Source organism: Hymenobacter sp. FMD4 (assembly GCF_058932745.1).
The window spans coordinates 177,225-196,405 of record NZ_JBZYWH010000005.1 but is presented as its reverse complement, the minus strand read 5'-3'; the positions used below and the strand labels follow the sequence as shown (position 1 = coordinate 196,405).

Genomic DNA, 19,181 nt, shown 5'->3' with positions numbered 1-19,181 from the left:
CCGCTAACCCTCCGCTTACCCATGGCCGACGCTGCCCACCTTTCCGAAGTCGAACACGTCAAAGCCGGTAGCAACTACCTGCGCGGCACCCTGCGCGCGAGCGTACTGAACCCCATCACGGGCGCGCTCTTCCCCGATGACACCCACTTAATCAAGTTTCACGGCTCGTACCAGCAAACTGACCGCGACCTGGACAGCGAGCGAAAGCGCCAGAAGCTGGAGCCGCTCTACTCCTTTATGATTCGGGTGCGCGTGCCCGGCGGCGTGGCCACACCCGAGCAGTGGCTGCGCTTGGATAAGCTGGCCGACACTTACGCCAACGGTACCCTGAAGCTAACCACGCGCCAGGCCTTTCAGCTGCACGGCGTGCTGAAGCGCAACCTGCAAGCCACCATCCAGGGCTTCAACGCGGTGCTGATGGATAGCATTGCGGGCTGCGGCGACGTGAACCGCAACGTAATGTGCGGCGTCAACCCGTCGGAATCCAAGCTGCACGCGCAGGTGTACGAGGTGAGTCGACAGATTAGCGCCCACCTCACGCCCCGCACCACAGCCTACTGGGAGCTATGGCTGAACGGCGAGCAGCATCTCACCACCGAGCCGGCCGAAGACGCTGAACCCATCTACGGTAAAACCTATCTGCCGCGCAAGTTCAAGATTGCCCTCGCCCTGCCGCCCTACAACGACACCGACATCTTTGCCAATGACATCGGCCTTATCGGCATCGAAGAACACGGCGAGTTGGTAGGCTTCAACGTGGCCGCCGGCGGTGGCATGGGCATGACCTTTGGCATGCCCGAAACCTATCCGCGCCTCGCCGATCTGCTCGGCTTCGTGCCCACTGAGAAAGTAGTGGACGTGTGCGAGCAAATTGTGACCATTCAGCGTGACTGGGGCAACCGCCAGAACCGCAAGTTCTCGCGCCTGAAGTATACCATCGACCGCGTAGGACTGGAGGCTTTCCGCCAGGAGCTGCACCAGCGGCTGGGCTACGCCCTGACGGACGCCCGCCCCTACCGCTTCGACACGTCGAGCGACGCCTTTGGCTGGGCCACGGGCGCCGATGGCAAGCATCACCTGACCTTGTTTGTGGAAGGCGGGCGGGTGAAAGACACGGAAGCCGTGCAGCTCAAAACGGCCTTGCGCGACATAGCTAGCTTCCACAGCGGCGAGTTTCGCCTGACCGGCAATCAAAATGTGGTTATTGCCAACATTGCCCCGGAGCACCGGCCGCTGGTGGCAGCTACGCTGGTGCAGTACGGTGTACTGGCTCAAACCGAGCAGCGCACCGCGTTGCGCCTCGGCGCACTGGCCTGCGTGGCCCTCAATACCTGCTCACTAGCATTTGCCGAAGCTGAACGTTATCTTCCCCAACTACTTGACCGCGTGGATGCTGTTATCCAAGCCAATGGTTTGGCCAACGAGGGCATCCTGATTCGCATGACCGGCTGCCCCAACGGCTGCGCCCGCCCCTACCTGGGCGAAATTGGGCTGGTGGGCAAAGCCGTCGGGCGCTACAACCTTTATTTGGGCGCCAGCCACACGGGCGAGCGGCTGAACAAGCTTTACAAAGAGATGTTGGACGAAGAAGGCATCGTGCGGGAGCTTACGCCCCTGCTCGAAGCCTACGCCCGGCACCGCCTTCCCTTCGAACGCTTCGGCGACTTCGTTATCCGCCAGGGTTACGTAGCCGCCACTACCCACGGCCAAAACTTCCACCGCTGAGCTCATATGAACTCAACCGCTATTCCTGCCTCTTTTTACCTATCTGATTCCAGTCCGCCTACAGCCAGTGCGGCTACGCAGGGCAATGCGCTGTTTCCAATATTTCTAAAGCTGGAGCACCTGCGGGTGCTCCTGGTGGGCGGCGGCGCCGTGGGCTTGGAGAAGCTCACGGCGCTGCTGCGCAACAGCCCGGCCGCAGCCGTTACGGTGGTTGCCGAAGCCATCCTGCCCGAAATTCGCACGCTGGCGGCCCAACACTCCGGCGTGCAGCTGCACGAGCGCGTCTACCAACTTACTGACCTGCTAGGCCACGATTTAGTGCTCATCGCCACCAACGACCGGAACCTGAACAGCCGCATCAAGCAGGAAGCCACCGGCCACGGCCTGCTCGCCAACGTAGCCGACACGCCCGACGAATGCGACTTTTACCTGGGCTCCATCGTGCAGAAAGGCGACCTAAAAATTGCCATAAGCACCAACGGCAAGTCGCCAACGGTGGCGAAGCGCCTGCGGGAGGTACTAAGCGACGTACTCCCGGATGAGCTAAATGACGTGCTACAGCGCATGAGCATTATCCGCAGCCGCTTGGAAGGCGACTTCGCCCGCAAAGTGGAGTCGCTGAACGCGGTAACGGCCGAGCTAGCCGGCGGCCCAGCTTACGAAACGCCGGCGGCTCGGCGGTGGCGCTACCTAGCCACGGCGTCGCTGGTAGCATTTGGCCTGCTGCTGACGGTGAACATCCTGTCCTTGTACTATACTTGGCCGCAGGTATGGAGCGTCATCAGCAATGCCCAGACGTTCTATTTGTTTGTAGCCGTGGGCTTCGCAGCCCAGCTCGTGGATGGTTTGCTGGGCATGGGCTACGGCGTGGTCACGGCTATCAGCCTGATGTCGATGGGCATGAACCCGGCAGCGGTCAGTGCGAGCATCCACACCGCCGAAATGTTTGCCAGCGGTGCTTCGGGTTACCATCACTACCGCTTCGGCAACGTGAACCGACGCCTGTTTAAAGCCCTGCTGATTCCGGGAATACTGGGAGCCGTTAGTGGTGCGTGGTTGCTCTCGTACTTCGGCGAGGAATACGCAGCCTGGGTGAAGCCGGTGCTGGCCTCTTACTTGCTGCTGCTCGGGCTGCGCATCATCGGCCGCGCCTTCCGGAAGCCCGATGGCCGCAAGCGCAAGGTGAAGTACGTCGGTTGGCTGGCTGGTGCGGGTGGCTTCCTCGATTCGTTTGGCGGCGGCGGCTGGGGGCCGCTGGTCACCAGTACTCTTATTTCACAAGGCCGCACGCCGCAGTACGTGATTGGCTCGGTAAGCGTAACGGAGTTCTTCGTAACCTTCGCCAGCGCTGTCACCTTTTTCGCCACCATCGGTATTTCGCACTGGCAAGTGGTGCTGGGCTTGATTGTGGGCGGTGTAGCAGCCGCACCGTTTGCGGCCCGCCTAGCCGGGCGAATCTCTACGCGCTTTATGTTCCTGGGCGTGGGCACCATGGTAATCCTTTGGAGCCTGTGGGCTCTGCGGAAGGTGTTCTTCTGATTCGCGGCTGGTAACAATCCGTTGCCCGGCATGCAAAAGCCGCCTGAATGATTACTCAGGCGGCTTTTGCATGCCGGGCATTTCTGACGTTAGCTCAGTGGGGCTTGGTTGTCGTCGCGCCGACGAAAGCTGCTCGAAAGCTCTGCGGGGCGGCGACGGTTGTAAAAGTAGTCCTCGCTGTAACTGGGTTGGTCATAGAACGGCGTGGTAGCCTCGGGAGAAGGCACGGGCAAACTAAGCGCCCGTAGCATGGCTTCTTCATAGTCGCGGCTGATGCTGATTTGCATGTAAGGCGGGTAGTTCAGCACCGATTCACTTGTCAGGCCCGGCACGAATACGTTGTTGCCGTCGTCGTCGAGCGCGGCAGCGCCGATGGGCAGCAGGATGTGGCGGGCATACTTGTCCACTTTGAGCGAAGCGTCCAGCTCGATATCGAGGTAGCGCACCTTCATGGCAGAGGGTTCCACAATCAGCTCGTACACGTCGCCGAACTTCTTGCCGTCGGAGCCACGTACTGACCAGCCGCGCACGTCGAGGCTGTTATCGGCTACTTCAAAATCTTGTAAGTCGCGCAGACGCACCAAGTGCATACCCTCGGCGCTTGGGATGGGTGAGGTTTCCATCAGCAGAGAAAGAAGAAGGAAGTCAGATTAAGAGTTAACGGGCTTTTCGAGCACGCGCAGCACGTTAGCGGCTTGCTGGAAAAATTGCTGGGTAGCCTGTTGCTCCGCGGACGTGGCGGTGCGGCCGCTCAGCTGCCCGGCGCGTTCTACCAAGGAACGCGTTTCCCGCTCGATGGTAGGGTAGCCGCGACGCTGCATTTCCTGCATCAGCTCGGCCACCGCTACAAAGCCTGGCCGCAGCGAGCCGCCATCGGCTACGCGGCTGGTGGCGCTGGTCAGATCGTTGCGCTTTTCCGACACAGCCGCGTCTCGCAGGTCGGGGCGGTCAGCCATATCTACGAGCACGGTGCTGAGCATGGTCAGCCCGCGTTGGGCATAGGCGGTGCTGGCTGGGTCATCGGCCACGAAGGCGTAGAAATCGGCGGCCTCGGTCACCTCCGTTTCGTCACTGTCGGTAGCCAGCGCCCCAATGGACGGGTCGCCGGTGGAGGTTGCGTTCGGATTCTGGTTGGCAGTCGGGCTGGTGGGTGCTCCGGGCGTCACGGTGCTGACCGGGGCAGGTGCCGTGGGCGGACCAAGGTCTGGCCGGCCTGGGTCGCGGCTGACCAAGTACCAGATGCCTAGCCCGAGCAGCACGAGCACCAGCAAGATCAGCAGCCACGGGCTTACCGTCTTCTTTTTGCGTTGGATGTTGATTTCGGCCATGGATGTGGATAGGGAAAAGGCTTCGGCGTAGCCATACGCGCCACAGCGAAAATAGGTGCTTTGCTATACTGGCCCAACCGCCGTGCGGGCCGTTTGTCAGGCCCCATTTATCCTTACGGCAACACCGGCGGGGGGATATAGTCAAGGAGAGTAATGAGGCTGCAGCTGTGTTGCGCTATGACCCTAATAGCATCTAGTTAGGGTTGCAGGGCAGTGAGCGGCCGAACTACGCTAACGGAACATGCACTCCAACTGAAAGCATGCAAAACCACCTATGTTTACTTAGCCACTGCTTCCATTGCCATGCATACCGATTCTTTCCTGCAGGAACTTCAGACCCGAGGCCTGCTGCCAGTTGAGCAGGCGTCTGCCATTCGCGAAGACGAACACGCGCGACCGTTCTCGCTTTACTATGAGCTACGTACGCTGTTGTACCTCGGCATTGTTTTGCTCACCGGTGGCGTGGGTGTGCTACTCTACCAGCACATCGACCAAATTGGCCACGGCGTTATCGTTACGGCCATTGCGGCGGCCATGCTTCTGGCATTTGCTTACGCCTTCCGCCGTCAACAGCCCTTCACCTGGGCCGAAGCGCCACGCAACGGTTTCTTGCCTGATTACGCCCTGCTGTTCGGCTGCCTGCTGTTTCTGGCCTTGGAAACGTACCTGCAGGTGCAGTACCAGATATTCGGCTCGCGCTACGGGCTAGCCACTCTGCTGCCTGCTGCTGTCTTCTTGGTCCTGGCGTACCGCTTCGACCACCGCGGAGTATTGGCAATGGCCATTACGGCGCTGGCTTCTTGGGTTGGGGTGGCGGTGGCGCCGCTGTCGGCCTACTCACTCAATGACTTTTTTGCTGCCCGCCTAACCGAAGCTGCTTTGTTCTTTGGTCTGACGCTCATGACAGCGGGCTTTTTGTCGGAATACCTGCGGCGCAAAGCGCACTTCGCCTTTACTTACCTCTCGCTCGGCAGCAACCTGCTGCTAATTGCCGCCACAGCCACCATGTTCGAAGCCTACTCGCGGCAAGTGCTGCCACCTAGCTTGGCGGCGGTGCTGATTATCGTGGTCAGCGCAGGGCTGATCTGGTACGCTCGGCACACGCACTCCTACCTTTTTTTACTGATGGGGGCACTGTACGGCTACATCGCCGTGACTTACCTGGTGTTCAGTGCCGTTAGCTTCTCGGCTTCCGAAGGAGTCTTTCTGCTGGCTATGCTGTACTTCATCCTTTCCACGGTCGGCATCGTGCTGTTCTTTATAAACTTGAAAAAGCTGATTCGCGGCGCATGAACTGGCAAGCCTACAACCCAGCATGGGCCCGGCATGAGGCCATGCGCCGCGCTGCTGACCGCTGGCACCGCCACGGTTTACTCACGGCGGAACAACATCGTACCATAGAGGAGCAATACCCGCTACCCTTCTACCGCCCCAATATCTTCGTGCGTGCGGTGCTGTTCGTCTTCACCATCATCGGCGCTTTGGCCGGAGTTGGCTTCCTAGCACTTACTACCGACGGTCATTTTGTAGCTACGTTACTGCTAAGTACCTCGTTAGGAGCCGTAGCACTGGAAATGTTTATCCGCGAAAAGCAGCTTTACCACGCCGGCCCCGACAATGCCCTGCTCTATCTGGTGCTCATCGGCATCGTCGTGCTATGGGGCTACTGCATCGTGGAAGGAGCGCACTGGCGTCTGGGCGGCAACACATTCGCGCCGGGCAGCGCATCGGTGCTGCTACTACTGGGTCCTACCCTGCTATTGCTCGTGGGAGCCACCTTGCGCTACGCCGACCGCCTTGTGGCCGCCGCGGCCTTTATCACGCTGTTGCTTATTGTCGGCAATGAACTCCTGAGTTTCCCACTGGGCCGGCTGCTTCTGCCCTTCGCCTTGCTACTGACTTCGGCCGGGGTTCATTTCGTGGTCGATAAGCTGGCTCGTCGGCCCAGTCAGCACTACTATTTCCGTTGCCTTACCGCCGTGCGTGCCCTGACACTGCTCGTCGGCTACTTGGCGGTCAATTACTTGGTGGTGCGCGAAGGCAACGCCCTGCTCAACGACCAATCCATTTCAGCCCAGATTCCGCTCGCCCCGCTTTTCTACGGACTCACAGCCGGCATCCCATTAGTTTACATAGCAGTAGGCCTGCGTCGCCACGACCGCGTTTGGCTGCTCGTCGGCTTAGGCATCACCGTGTTTTCGCTGTACACCCTGCGCCACTACCGCAGCGTGTTGCCCGCTGAAACAGCCGCCACGCTGGCAGGCATTATGCTCATTCTCCTCAGTGTGTGGGCCACGCGCTACTTGCGCATTACGCGTCGCGGCCTCACCTCCGCCCGTGACGACGAGCAGGCGCCGCACTTCAACCTGGAATCGTTGGTAGTGGCTGAAACGGCACCCGCCCCCGAACCGGTAGCCGAGGGCTTTTCGTTCGGGGGCGGGCAGTCGGGCGGCGGCGGTGCCACCGGGTCTTATTAACGACGGTTTAGGCCGGCACTTTGCGGTACATCTTGGCCAGCTGGGCCACGGCATAGTCCACTTCGTCGGCGGTGTTGTACTTGCTCATGGAAAAGCGCACTGCACCACGGGCCGGGTCGCAGCCCAAAGCCGTCAGCACGTGCGAGCCGATGTTGGAGCCGCTGGTACAAGCCGAACCACCCGAAGCCGACACGTGGTTGATGTCTAAGTTAAACAGTAGCATTTCGTTCAAGTCCGACGGCGGCAAGCTCACGCTCAGAACCGTGTACAAGCTCTGATCAGCCTCGGCCGAAAGCCCATTGAATTGTACATCATCGATTTCAGCCCGCAACCGCTCCACAAAACGGTCCTTCAGGCCTTGGATGTGGCGCTGGTGCTCGGCCATGTCGCGGTAAGCAATTTCAAGTGCTTTGGCCAGACCCACCACGCCGTACACATTTTCAGTGCCGGCACGCTGGTTGCGCTCCTGCGAGCCACCGTGAATGAGCGGTTGAACCTGCACTTCAGAATTGGTGAACAGGAAACCCGCGCCCTTCGGGCCGTGAAACTTGTGCGCTGAACCCACCAGAAAGTGGCAGCCCAAGTCGCGCACATTGTGGCGGTAATGGCCCATCGTCTGCACCGTATCGGTGTGGAAGATGGCACCGTGCTGCCGACATAGTTCCCCAATGGCCTTAATGTCGTTCAGATTGCCGATTTCATTATTGCCGTGCATCAACGACACAAATGAGCGGGTGTGCGAACCCAGCAACTCTTCCAAATGCGCTAAATCCAGTTGCCCGCGCTCATCAAAGCTCACGTAGCTCAACTCAATTTCGCCGCTTTTTTCCAAGGCCTGCAACGTGTGCAGCACCGCGTGATGCTCCAGCTTCGAGGTAATGGCATGCTTTAGCCCGAAGGTACGGATCGACCCAAACGCGGCACAGTTATCGGCTTCCGTCCCGCCTGAGGTAAAGCTGATTTCGGCTGGCGCAGCATTGAGCAGATGCGCAATGGTTTTACGGGCATTCTCAATGGCCGCACGCACCTTACGCCCGTGGCCGTGGATGGAGCTAGGGTTGCCAAAGTGCTCCTGGAAGAAAGGCAGCATAGCATCCAGCACTTCCGGGTCGAGGGGCGTGGTAGCAGCGTTGTCGAAGTAAACCGAAGTCATAGGGCGGAGCTAACGCATTGGGGGTGGAATGCAAAAATAACAGATTGCCTATACCCGAGCTGCTTTGGCCCGGTTACCGTTGCACTCAACTATTTACGGAAGAGCAAAGTGCCGCTTCAATACTGGCCTAAAACAAGTGGTGCCACAACTCTGAAGCTGTGGCACCACTTGCAAAACCAATTTTCGACCACTGCTTAGTGGTTGATGATTTCCTTGATGTCGGCAATGATCTTGTTAGCCAAATGATCGGCCGTAGCATTGGAATCCGACTCCGCATAGATGCGAATAATCGGCTCGGTGTTCGACTTGCGCAGGTGTACCCACTCCTTGTCAAACTCAATCTTTACGCCGTCGATGGTATTCACCGGCTGCTTGGCGTAGCGCTTTTCCATCTGCTCCAACACGTGGTCCGTGTTGATTTCCGGTGTCAGCTCGATCTTGTTCTTTGAAATAAAGTAGTTCGGATACGAAGCCCGCAAGCGCGTCATCGTCTTGCCTGATTTGGCCAAATGCGTCAAAAACAGTGCAATGCCTACCAAGGCGTCGCGGCCGTAGTGCAACTCCGGGTAGATGATGCCGCCATTACCTTCACCGCCAATTACGGCGTTGGTTTGCTTCATCATCGTCACCACGTTCACCTCCCCCACGGCAGCAGCAGCGTAAGAGCCGCCGTGCTTTTCCGTCACATCGCGCAGGGCCCGGGTGCTGCTCAGGTTGCTCACGGTGTTGCCGCCGCCCTGTTGTTGCAGCACGTAATCGGCCACAGCTACCAGCGTGTATTCCTCGCCAAACATGGTGCCGTCCTCGTTGATAAGCGCCAGCCGGTCCACGTCCGGATCTACCACAATACCAAGGTCAAACGAGCCTTTTTCAAGCACCTTCGCAATGTCGCGCAGGTTCTCGGGCAGTGGTTCGGGATTGTGCGCAAAATCACCGGTGGGCTCACAATACAGCTTCTCAATTTTCGATACGCCCAGCGCCTCGAGCAACATCGGCACGGCAAAACCGCCCGACGAATTCACGGCGTCCACTGCTACGCGGAAGTTTTTGGCCTTAATCGCCTCCGCATCCACCAATGGTAAAGCTAAAATTGCCTCAATGTGCTTCTGCAGGGCCTCATTGTCGGTAGTTACCTGACCGAGGTTTGTTACGGGCGCAAAGTCAAATGCTTCCTGTTCGGCCAATTGCAACACCAGTTGCCCGTCGGCGTCGGAAATAAATTCGCCTTTGTGATTAAGCAGCTTCAGCGCGTTCCACTGCTTAGGATTGTGCGAGGCCGTCAGGATAATGCCACCGCCCGCCTTACGGGCCGGCACTTCCATTTCCACGGTAGGCGTGGTGCTCAGCCCCAGGTCTACGACGTCGATGCCCAGCCCCTGCAAGGTACCGATTACCAACTTGTTGACCATGTCGCCCGACAAGCGGGCATCGCGCCCCACCACGATGGTGCGAATCTGTGTTTGGCTAACTACCCACGTGCCGAAAGCGGCAGTGAATTTTACCACATCGATGGGGGTGAGAGCCTGTCCCGCCGCGCCGCCAATGGTACCCCGAATGCCCGAAATGGATTTGATTAGTGCCACCAGTATTTGAATTTTTCAGCGGGCAAAAGTAGCGAATACCTACTGACCTGCCTATACTGCCTTAGGCTTCATCCGGTTCTTTGCCTGCGCCGTATATTTGGCAACCATGGAGTACAATACCCTCGCTCGCCGCCCCGAGCAGCTGGCTGCTTTCAATCGATTATTGGATGTTCTGGACCGTCTCCGTGCTGAATGCCCGTGGGACCGAAAACAGACGTTGCAGAGCTTAAGACACCTCACCATTGAGGAAACCTACGAGCTCGGCGACGCTATTCTGCGCAATGACCTGCCAGACTTAAAGAAAGAGTTGGGGGATGTGATGTTGCACCTGGTTTTCTATGCCAAGATTGCCAGCGAAACCGGTCATTTCGATATTGCCGATGTTTTAAACGCTCAGTGCGAGAAGCTTATTCATCGGCATCCGCACATTTATGGCGAAGTCACCGTAAGCAGCGAGGAAGACGTCAAACGAAACTGGGAGCTACTGAAACTCAAGGAGAAGGGGAACGATTCTGTTCTTGGAGGCGTACCTATGTCGCTACCAGCGTTGGTAAAGTCCATGCGCATCCAGGAAAAAGCACGTGGCGCTGGCTTCGATTGGGAACACAAAGAGCAGGTGTGGGACAAAGTGCAGGAAGAGTTGCAGGAGTTCGGTGAAGAGTTTCAAAATGGCGACGTTCAGGATCAGCAAAGAGCCACGGCTGAATTTGGAGACCTGCTGTTCTCCCTCGTCAACTTCGCCCGATTTGCGGGTATCAATCCAGAAGAAGCATTAGAGCAAACCAACCGCAAGTTTATTCGGCGGTTTCAGTACCTCGAAACGGCCGTTGCACAGTCCGGTCAGCAGCTATCGAATCTTACTTTAGCTGAGATGGACCGTTATTGGGAAGAAGCCAAGAAGCCACCTTCCGATGGAACTTAATCAGACCCCTTAAAATAGCCTTTTTTCGGGTCAAGTACCGGTTTAAACGCTTTAGACGCATTTTTAATTTGGCGACGCAAAGCCTTTTGTTTAGGTTTGCCAAGGATAGACCTACTACTAACGAAGGCCCCGCACACGAGCAGACCCACGAGTTTCGCTTCTCTTTTCCGAAGCAAATCGTGCGGGTGAGCGGGGCTCCGCTGTCTTAGGTCTTTCAGTAGTTTACTACTTTCCAACCCACAGTTCAACCTTTTTCACCAACCCACTTTCCCTAATTCTCCGGAACAATGGAACAAAAGAATGCCATGAACAAGCCTGCGGCTCCGGCTCGTCCCGCTGCACCTGCGCCGAAGGGCGAAGCGAAGGGCGGCTCTGTATTCGCTGCTATCGTAATTCCGCTGGCACTGGCAGTGGCTATTGCAATCTATAAGTTCGTTCTAGGAAATCCTGGCAACTTCCAAGGCGGCAATCCAGCCAACCACCCGCTGCCCGGCAATTACCTCGGCATCGTGTACAAGGGCGGTTTTATCGTACCGATCCTGATGGCTCAGTTGCTCATCGTGATTACCTTCTCGATCGAACGTTTCCTGACTATCAGCAAGGCCAAAGGCACTAAAGGCATCGAAGGCTTCGTGCGCTCGATCCGTCAGAAGCTGAACGTCAACGACATCACCGGTGCAATTGCCGTTTGCGACCAGCAGAAGGGCTCGGTAGCTAACGTAGTGAAGTCGGGCCTCCTGAAGTACCAGGAAATGTCGCGTGAGCGTGGCATGGAAAAAGACCAGAAGATCCTTGCTATCCAGAAGGAAATCGAAGAAACCACCGCGCTGGAGCTGCCTATGCTCGAGAAGAACTTGGTTATCATCTCGACTCTTGCTTCGGTAGCTACGCTGGTAGGTCTGCTCGGTACTGTATTCGGTATGATCAACGCCTTCGCCGCTCTGGCAAACGCCGGTGCTCCGGACGCAGTAGGTCTGGCCAACGGTATTTCGGAAGCTCTGATCAACACGGCTCTGGGTATCTTGACCTCGGCCATCGCCATTATTGCTTACAACTTCTTCACGAGCAAGATTGACGAGTTGACCTACAGCATCGACGAAGCTGGCTTCAGCATCATCCAGACCTTTGCCGCTCAGCACGGTGAAGAGCGCGTACACGGCGCTGCGTAAACTAAATACGCCCCGTTGTACGTTACGGATTCTGAACCCTTCAACCTAGCTAGAAATGCCTAAAGTAAAACCCCACAGAACGTCGCCGTCGCTGGACATGACCCCGATGGTGGACTTGGCCTTCTTGCTGGTGACTTTCTTCATGCTTACCGCCACGCCGTCGGAAGACGTTGCGGTGGTAGTAGACACCCCTTCGTCCACTTCGGAAAAGCAGTTGCCCGAAAAGAACGTTATTCAGCTTACCATCGATAAGGATAAGCGCGTGTTCTTTTCAATGTCGGGTCAACCCATCAAAATCAAGGCGCTGGATCAGATTGCTGGCAAGTATGGCTTAAGCTTTACGCCAGCTCAGAAGCAACGCTTCGCGGCCCTGCCCGATTTTGGTGTACCTGTACAGCAACTGCCTGCTTACCTCAGCCTGAGCGCGGAAGACCGTAAAGCTTACAAGCAGCCGGGTATTCCGTATGACTCACTCAACAATCAAATGATTGAATGGGTAATGGCTGCTCGCTCGGTAAGCGTAGCTCAGTTCCAACAAGCCCCTTACATCGCCATTAAGGGCGACGGTCAGGCGGATGTACCGACGGTGAAGGACGTCATTGAGTCGCTGCAGGAAAAGAAATTGAACCGTTTCTATCTAATCACCGACCTGGAAATGCAGCCGATGGCTAGCAAATAGCACCATGGCAGAAATACAACAACAAGGCGACTCCGGCGGAAAAGGCGGGAAGAAGCGGGCCAAGAAAATGTCGACCAAAATCGACATGACCCCGATGGTGGACTTGGCCTTCCTGCTGCTGACGTTCTTCATGCTCACGACGACTTTTGCAAAGCCTAACGTGATGCAGATTACGATGCCTGTGCCGCCCGAGCCGAATGACCCGGAACCGCTGGCGCTTAAAGCATCGGAAGCCTTTACGGTACTGCTGAGCGAGAAAGACAAGGTTTACTACTATGAAGGCTTGGTAGACGCTACCAGCAAGCCTGAGTTGAAGCTGACCGATTTCTCGAGCAATGGCATCCGTCAGGCTCTTCTGGAGCGGCGGCAACGGGTACCGAATACTACGGTACTCATCAAGCCTGCTGACAACTCGAACTACAAGAACATGGTCGACATCCTCGACGAGATGAACATTACCACGCAGAAGAAATACGCGCTGGTTGACATCACGAAAGACGACGAAGACCTAATTAAATCTTCTGGCCTATGATGGACAACAGCCAACTGGCCCGGGCCTCCTTCGAGGATATCATCTTCGAAGGTCGCAATAAGGCCTACGGCGCTTATGTACTGCGCAAGCTGTACGACAAGCACGTAACCCGCGCTTTCCTCGTAGCTGCTCTTTTCTTCGTGTTGTTTGTATGCGCGCCGCTTATTGCTCGGATACTGACCCCGAAGGAAGAAGTAGTAGAGAAGCCCAAAAAGGAAACGGAGATTGTCCTTGAAGCTCCGCCCTTGGAGCAGCAGGCACCTCCGCCCCCTCCTCCTCCCCCCACGGCTCCGCCACCCCCTCCCCCCAAGTTGTCGACTGTAAAGTTCACCCCGCCTGTCGTAAAGCGCGACGAAGAGGTGAAGAAAGTACAGGAGATTCCCAACCAGGAAGAACTGGAGGACAAAGTGGTATCGACGGTTACCGTAAAGGGTAACACCGACAACGTCCTTGACCTAAGCGGCTTGGGCGACGGCGACAACAAGGTGGTAGAGGAAGTAGTAGAGGCAAAAGTCTACACCTACGTAGAACAGATGCCCCAGCCTCCGGGCGGCATGGAAGGCCTGATGCAATACCTAGGTAAGAACATCAAGTACCCACCGCTCGCACTGCGCAACCAAGTTGAAGGCAAAGTATTCGTAAACTTCGTGGTAGGCCCATCTGGTCAAATCACCGAGGTCAAAGTGACCAAAGGCATTGGTGCCGGTTGCGACGAAGAAGCAGTTCGCGTGATCAAAGCCATGCCGGCTTGGTCACCTGGTAAGCAGAACGGCCGCGCAGTTAGCGTATCGTACACGGTACCGGTAACCTTTACTATCCGGTAAGCTACTGACCGTCTAACGGTAGAAAATCACTCCCCCCGAATCAAGTTGACCTTGGTTCGGGGGTTTGTGTTTTGGAGGGTTGTATAACTTTTTCTGCATATGTACATACCACCGAGTTAAGCGCAGGCGTTTTGAGGTTGAAGGTCAGGCTCAAAGGTGAGAGAGGCGAAAAAGGAGGTCGGACCAGAGTTAGGTTGCTATTCGTTCACCTTAACCATACACCCGCCATGACCCCGCTCCATCTCACCCCACCTTCCTTAGACGACATTGTGTTTGAGGGCCGCAACAAAGCTTATGGTGCTTTTCAACTTCGCCGCTCCTACCCGCAGCATCTACGCCGAGCATTAGCCATTGCAGTATCCTTATTCCTGCTATTGGTCATCGCGCCAATGATTGCGCAAAAGCTTAAGCCAGCGGTGGTAGTCACGCCACCTAAGTCGAGTGTTATTGTGCTAACAGACGTCCCTGTACTGCCCACCACCAAGCCAGTTGAGCCAGTAGCCCCAATGCCTCAAGCAGCCGCCAAGCCAAGGCGCATGGTAGCATTGCCCACAAAAGTCAAAGCGGATAACCTTGTCACAACCCCGCCTATATCACTCGACGATATTCCAGCGGAAGTAGAAATTGGCTCTTATGACCGTCCGGGCGAGGCTGGCCCAGAAACCGTAGCTCCTACTACGGGCGAGGTTGGCAATGGACAGGCTGCAACAGCGCCTGCAGCTAGTAATGCCCCTTTCGTTCACGTGGAATTTATGCCCGAGTTTGAAGGCGGGGCCGCTGCTTTGAACAAGTACCTGCAGAAGAACTTGCGTTATCCAGCTCAGGCCATTCGTGAACAAGTGGAAGGCAAGGTATTTGTCGCTTTCACAGTGGATGCGGCTGGCTCCATTGTCGATGTGATGGTAATCAAAGGCCTAGGCTACGGAACCGATGAGGAAGCTACCCGGGTAATTAAGAATATGCCCCCTTGGCAACCGGGACGACAAAATGGCCAAGCAGTGGCGGTACGGTACACCCTGCCCATAACTTTTAAGCTTGCCCATTAAAAGCTTATTCTTAGCCGCCACATAAGGCATTTACCACCAGCCGATCCAAACAGATTATGGATCGGCTGGTGGTTTCTTACGGCAGCCCACTTACATCACTATATCTGATTTCAGAGAACAAACCTTCTACATTTACACGTTAAGAAGACAAAAGTCTTTCCCGAACTTTCATCTGCTATGCTTCAAACCAATGCCGACGAACGCATCAACCAGCGCCAAGGGCAGCAGGTAATGCGCTACTTCATGCTGGTGATGGCAACGGTGTATGTAGGACTTGGTTCGTTTATGATGGCGGCGCCTGCCGGCATGTTCAAGCTGTCGATGACCGCCCGCCGTGTGGTAGGCGCCATGTTCATCATTTACGGACTCATTAGATTTGTTCGCACCTTCCGACAGCATTTCCGCAAACGTCATGACTCTGTTCAACGATAACTGGCGCGTCACGGGCGCGGTATTGGCCTTGAGCGCCCTGCTGCTCACCGGCTGCAACCGTACCAACCCCGATGGCACTACCGACATAGAAGAAACGTCCACTTCGGGCAGCATCCGTGTCAGCATCGACAACACGTTTGAACCTATTCTGAAGTCGCACGTCGATACCTTTCAAAAGCTTTACGAGTACGCTCGGGTACAGGCTGATTATAAGCCTGAGCAGGAAGTGATGCGCGATTTGATGGACGACAAGGTTCGAGCTGCGGTCGTATCGCGGGAATTGACTGCTGACGAACGGGCCGAATTTGAACGCCTGAAAATCGTACCACGGGTAACTCACATTGCGACGGATGGCGTGGCCATTATCGTCCATCCTTCCAATCCAGATTCGCTATTGTCGATGGCCCAACTGCGTGACATATTCACGGGGCAGAAAACCAAGTGGACCCAAGTCAGCGGCAAGGCAAGCAAACTGGGCGACATCAGCGTAGTGTTTGACCAGAACCGTTCGAGCACTGCCCGTTATGTGCAAGACTCCGTTACCCGCGGTACGGCACTAGCAAAGCAGATCTTTGCCAGCGAATCCAACCCTAAGCTCATCGATTACGTAGCAACTCATCCGAACGCAATAGGCGTAATCGGTGTTAACTGGATCAGCGACCAAGACGATGCTCAGGTGCAGAATTTTCTGCACCGGGTAAAAGTTGCCGCCATCGGAAAGGTAGCCTCGCCAGCTCGCCCCACCGATTACGTGAAGCCCTACCAGGCTTACCTCGCAACCGGGGAATATCCATTGCGCCGTAAGTTGTACATCATCAGTCGCGAAGCCCGGGTTGGACTTGGCACTGGGTTTGCATCTTTCATAGCTGGCAACAAAGGGCAACTGATTTTCTTGAAATCAGGTTTAATGCCTGCCACCGGCCAGGTGCGCCTCATTCAAGCGAACCGCGAATAGGATTGCGCCGCAGGTTGCTGATATTGTCTCTCATTCCTTCACTCACCCTTACCTCATGAACATTAAGCCCTGGAAGCTCACGTTTTTCGCTGCTTTCTCGCTTGCCGGTTCGGCGGCTTTTGCCCAAAATGTGCAAACTGCTCAAAAGGCTATTGAACTCGAGCGTTACAGTGAGGCCAAACGCACACTGTTGCCGCTGAGCCAAACCAGCTTTGATGCTGCCTTCCAACTCGGTCGTTTGTATGAAATGCAAGAACGCGCCGACTCTGCAGCTTACTATTTCAACTTGGCCTCTAAGGAGCCCAAATCGCCGATGGCTGCGGTAGCAGCTGGTCGGGCGTTTTTGGCTCAAGGCAAGCGCGCCGAAGCTGAAATTCAGTTCGACAATGCCGTAAAATCAACCAAAGGCAAGAACGCACAGGTGCTTGCTGCAATTGGGCAGGCTTACGCTGAATCGTCCGTCAAAGACGACCAGAAGGGCATTGAGTACATCAATCAAGCCATTAAGGTCAACAAGAAGGATGAACCGGCGATGCTGGTGACGCTGGGTGATATTCACCAAAAGCGGGAAACCGGTGGCGGTGACGCGATGAATGCTTACGACCGTGCCATCGCAGCCGACCCGAACTACCTGCCTGCATACTTCAAAAAGGGTCAGCTCAACGTTCGTTCGCGCAACGGTAATGAGGCTTTGGCCAACTTCCAGAAGGTAATAAGCCTAGACCCGAACTTTGCGCCGGTCTACCGCGACATGGCCGAAATGTACTACTACGGTGGTCAGTACGATCAGGCTTCGCAGACGATGAAGAAGTACACGGACATGTCGGAGAAGTCGCCAAATACCCAAGCGACTTATGCGGCCTTCTTGTACCTCAACAAGAAGTATCCTGAAGCGCTAACGCAAATTCAGGAAGTTCTGGCTAAGGACCCTAGCAACCTCACGATGAACCGTCTGCAGGCTTACACCCTGTTTGAAACCGGTCAGAATGAGCAGGCGGTAGCAGCCATGGATAAGTACATGAAGATGGCTCCGGCGGATAAGGTCATCACCGAAGACTACGTGTACCAGGGCAAAATGCTAACCAAAGCTGGCCGTTCCGATGAGGGTATTGCCATCATTGAGCGCGCCATTAAGGCTGATCCTAAAAAAGCCAACGAACTGCAGAACGACCTTGCTGCCGCTTACCTGCTGAAGAAGGATTACCCGAAAGCTATTGGCGTTTACCGGGCCAAGATGGCGAACGGCGGTGCCCAACTGACGGATCAGGTGCGCTTGGCCAACATCTACAGCCTCAACAAGCAGTACACGCAAGCCGACAGCCTGCTGAATATTGTGGTAACGGCTCGTCCAACTTATGCTCCTGGTCACTTGCTGCGCGGTCAGTTCAATGCGAACTTAGACCCCGACACCAAGCAAGGATTGGCCAAACCGCACTACGAGCAGTACATCGAGCTTGCCAAAGCCGATCCGGAGAAAAACCGCGAAGGCTTGTCTGAGGCCTACCGGTACCTGGGCTACTACTATTACCAGAAAGGTGATAAGCAGGCATCCCTCCCCTACTGGCAGCAAGCCCAGGCTCTGAACCCCGGCGATGAGCAAGCTAAGGCTGCTATCAATGACATCACCAAGAAATCTTCGGCAAAAGCGCCTGCCAAGGCTCCAGTTCGCAAGAAGTAAGGAGGCTGACTGTCTATGCAAAAGCCCGCTGCGTCTTCGTAGCGGGCTTTTTTGCTTTTATCAATGAATGGATTAATGTCCGATTTCGGCGTAGTGCTGCCAGCGTTCCAACGCGCCAGCAAAATCTGCGGGCATTTCTACTTCAAACTGAATGTTGTCTCCTGTCGTTGGGTGTACAAAGCCTAAGGATTTGGCGTGCAAGGCTTGCCTCGACAGCACCTCGAAGGTGTTTTCTACGAAAGCCTTGTAACTTCCTGTTCGTTGCCCATACATGATACGGTCGCCACCGTAGGCTGCATCGGCGAAGAGCGGGTGACCGATGTGCTTCATATGCGCCCGAATCTGGTGCGTCCGCCCGGTTTCAAGGTTGCACTGCAGTAAGCTAACGAACCCAAAGCTCTGCAGCACCTTATAATGCGTTACGGCATGCTTGCCATGCTCGCTGCCTTCGGGAAATACTGTCATCAGCTTCCGGTCCTTGGGGTGCCGACCAATGTTGCCGCGCACAGTACCCGCAGGTTCCTTCGGAACGCCCCACACCAATGCCAGGTAAGTTCTTTCGATGGTGTGATAAAAGAACTGATTGGACAGGTGAGTCATGGCCCACTCTGTCTTGCCGATGACCAGAAGCCCCGAAGTATCCTTATCGATGCGGTGTATAAGACCGGGGCGCACATCCCCGTTGCGACCGGTAGGCAAGTTGTGCAAGTGCCAAGCCAAGCCATTGACCAGAGTACCGTTCCAATTGCCGTAGGCCGGATGCACGACCATACCAGCAGGCTTGTTGACGATCAGCAACTGATCATCCTCGTAGCGGATGTCCAGGTCCATTTGCTCCGGCACCACTTTGTCTTCGCGTGGCGGCTCCGGTAGTATTACCGTTACCACATCGCCGGGCTTCACTTTATAGCTCGACTTGGCCGCTTTGCCATTCACTTGCACCGCCTCTGCCTCAATGCCTGCCTGCACCTTCGTGCGAGAGACGTTGGGCAAGCGGTTTAGCAAAAATTTATCGAGGCGCATTGGCTCCTGACGGCCATCGGCTTGAATGCGGTGATGCTCGTATAGTTCGTCTTCTTCAGCGCTAAGGCTGGGGTCGTCGGGCAGCAGGTCGGGGTCTAGCTCGTGCATGGCGTCGG

General features: G+C 56.0%; 18 protein-coding genes. 13 read left to right on the top strand and 5 right to left on the bottom strand.

Annotated elements, in window-relative coordinates:
* The first annotated feature begins 21 nt into the window (after window positions 1-21).
* Entirely contained in the window at window positions 22-1,725 is a 1,704-nt protein-coding gene (locus AC5FXY_RS07630) for an NADPH-dependent assimilatory sulfite reductase hemoprotein subunit (protein ID WP_493556059.1), read from the top strand.
* A 6-nt stretch (window positions 1,726-1,731) separates the two neighbouring features.
* Window positions 1,732-3,264 (top strand): TSUP family transporter, encoded by a 1,533-nt coding sequence (locus AC5FXY_RS07625; RefSeq protein WP_493556058.1) that lies wholly within the window; start codon window positions 1,732-1,734, stop codon window positions 3,262-3,264.
* An 89-nt stretch (window positions 3,265-3,353) separates the two neighbouring features.
* On the opposite strand, the gene AC5FXY_RS07620 is transcribed toward AC5FXY_RS07625, so the two are convergent.
* Together AC5FXY_RS07620 and AC5FXY_RS07615 are read right to left on the bottom strand one after the other, a co-directional pair.
* A complete protein-coding gene (locus AC5FXY_RS07620; protein WP_493556057.1) occupies window positions 3,354-3,887 on the bottom strand; it encodes a PRC-barrel domain-containing protein in 534 nt (177 codons plus the stop codon).
* Window positions 3,888-3,914: 27 nt separating this feature from the next.
* On the bottom strand, window positions 3,915-4,592 hold the full coding sequence (locus tag AC5FXY_RS07615) for a hypothetical protein (RefSeq protein ID WP_493556056.1): 678 nt from the start codon (window positions 4,590-4,592) through the stop codon (window positions 3,915-3,917).
* A 303-nt stretch (window positions 4,593-4,895) separates the two neighbouring features.
* On the opposite strand from AC5FXY_RS07615, the gene AC5FXY_RS07610 reads away from it, so the two are divergent.
* Window positions 4,896-5,885 (top strand): DUF2157 domain-containing protein, encoded by a 990-nt coding sequence (locus AC5FXY_RS07610; RefSeq protein WP_493556055.1) that lies wholly within the window; start codon window positions 4,896-4,898, stop codon window positions 5,883-5,885.
* Window positions 5,882-7,069, top strand: a complete 1,188-nt coding sequence (locus AC5FXY_RS07605; protein ID WP_493556054.1) for a hypothetical protein — start codon at window positions 5,882-5,884, stop codon at window positions 7,067-7,069. Before AC5FXY_RS07610 ends, AC5FXY_RS07605 begins: the two co-directional genes overlap by 4 nt.
* A 7-nt stretch (window positions 7,070-7,076) precedes the next feature.
* On the opposite strand, the gene AC5FXY_RS07600 is transcribed toward AC5FXY_RS07605, so the two are convergent.
* Both AC5FXY_RS07600 and glmM read right to left on the bottom strand, forming a co-directional pair.
* Window positions 7,077-8,222 carry a cysteine desulfurase family protein gene (locus tag AC5FXY_RS07600; protein ID WP_493556053.1) on the bottom strand — a complete coding sequence of 382 codons (1,146 nt, stop codon included), beginning with the start codon at window positions 8,220-8,222 and terminating at the stop codon, window positions 7,077-7,079.
* A gap of 194 nt (window positions 8,223-8,416) precedes the next feature.
* On the bottom strand, window positions 8,417-9,805 hold the full coding sequence (gene glmM, locus AC5FXY_RS07595; RefSeq protein WP_493556052.1) for a phosphoglucosamine mutase: 1,389 nt from the start codon (window positions 9,803-9,805) through the stop codon (window positions 8,417-8,419).
* Window positions 9,806-9,911: 106 nt separating this feature from the next.
* Here glmM and mazG point away from each other — a divergent pair, with 106 nt between their 5' ends.
* From mazG to AC5FXY_RS07550, 9 genes are all read left to right on the top strand, one after another.
* Window positions 9,912-10,727 (top strand): nucleoside triphosphate pyrophosphohydrolase, encoded by an 816-nt coding sequence (gene mazG, locus AC5FXY_RS07590; RefSeq protein WP_493556051.1) that lies wholly within the window; start codon window positions 9,912-9,914, stop codon window positions 10,725-10,727.
* 287 nt (window positions 10,728-11,014) lie between these two features.
* Window positions 11,015-11,896, top strand: coding sequence for a MotA/TolQ/ExbB proton channel family protein (locus AC5FXY_RS07585; RefSeq protein WP_493556050.1), 882 nt, complete (start codon window positions 11,015-11,017; stop codon window positions 11,894-11,896).
* 55 nt (window positions 11,897-11,951) lie between these two features.
* Window positions 11,952-12,575, top strand: a complete 624-nt coding sequence (locus AC5FXY_RS07580; protein WP_493556049.1) for an ExbD/TolR family protein — start codon at window positions 11,952-11,954, stop codon at window positions 12,573-12,575.
* 4 nt (window positions 12,576-12,579) lie between these two features.
* The gene (locus AC5FXY_RS07575; protein ID WP_493556048.1) at window positions 12,580-13,107 is read left to right on the top strand and encodes an ExbD/TolR family protein; all 528 of its coding nucleotides are present in this window, start codon (window positions 12,580-12,582) and stop codon (window positions 13,105-13,107) included.
* On the top strand, window positions 13,104-13,931 hold the full coding sequence (locus AC5FXY_RS07570) for an energy transducer TonB (RefSeq protein ID WP_493556047.1): 828 nt from the start codon (window positions 13,104-13,106) through the stop codon (window positions 13,929-13,931). The genes AC5FXY_RS07575 and AC5FXY_RS07570 overlap by 4 nt, the downstream gene beginning before the upstream one ends.
* A gap of 227 nt (window positions 13,932-14,158) precedes the next feature.
* Window positions 14,159-14,977, top strand: coding sequence for an energy transducer TonB (locus tag AC5FXY_RS07565; protein WP_493556046.1), 819 nt, complete (start codon window positions 14,159-14,161; stop codon window positions 14,975-14,977).
* 177 nt (window positions 14,978-15,154) lie between these two features.
* On the top strand, window positions 15,155-15,409 hold the full coding sequence (locus tag AC5FXY_RS07560; protein ID WP_493556045.1) for a hypothetical protein: 255 nt from the start codon (window positions 15,155-15,157) through the stop codon (window positions 15,407-15,409).
* Complete coding sequence (locus AC5FXY_RS07555) at window positions 15,390-16,364, top strand: PstS family phosphate ABC transporter substrate-binding protein (RefSeq protein ID WP_493556044.1); 975 nt, start codon at window positions 15,390-15,392, stop codon at window positions 16,362-16,364. The genes AC5FXY_RS07560 and AC5FXY_RS07555 overlap by 20 nt, the downstream gene beginning before the upstream one ends.
* 55 nt (window positions 16,365-16,419) lie before the next feature.
* Window positions 16,420-18,042, top strand: coding sequence for a tetratricopeptide repeat protein (locus AC5FXY_RS07550; protein ID WP_493556043.1), 1,623 nt, complete (start codon window positions 16,420-16,422; stop codon window positions 18,040-18,042).
* A gap of 72 nt (window positions 18,043-18,114) precedes the next feature.
* Here AC5FXY_RS07550 and AC5FXY_RS07545 read toward each other — a convergent pair whose 3' ends face one another.
* Window positions 18,115-19,173 (bottom strand): RluA family pseudouridine synthase, encoded by a 1,059-nt coding sequence (locus tag AC5FXY_RS07545; protein WP_493556042.1) that lies wholly within the window; start codon window positions 19,171-19,173, stop codon window positions 18,115-18,117.
* Between the last annotated feature and the right edge of the window lie 8 nt (window positions 19,174-19,181).